Here is a 230-nt window from a genome sequence, read left to right on the forward strand (position 1 = left end):
TCATTGCCAGCAATAGTTCCGATATTCATCATATAATACAGCCAGTTCAGCTGTTCTGCCTGGACCACAGGATTTGAGTTATCAACATCGTTCGCTAAAAGCATTTCATAACCGCCTTGATTCTCGGTACTCGGAATCTGTCCTTCCTGATTCTTAGGCGTGCGGTTAAGCAATCTTGAATCCGAATTTGCAGCAGGAGTTAGGCTGCTGTTAACATACAACAAAGCCCC

1 protein-coding gene is annotated in these 230 nt (G+C 44.3%); it reads right to left on the reverse strand.

Annotation, left to right across the window (positions count from 1 at the left end):
- Nucleotides 1-230: glycoside hydrolase family 70 protein (locus FD50_RS06700; protein ID WP_156653511.1), on the reverse strand; the 230-nt coding region annotated here is incomplete at both ends.

Origin of the sequence: Liquorilactobacillus satsumensis DSM 16230 = JCM 12392, from assembly GCF_001435195.1 — a bacterium.
GTDB lineage: Bacteria > Bacillota > Bacilli > Lactobacillales > Lactobacillaceae > Liquorilactobacillus > Liquorilactobacillus satsumensis.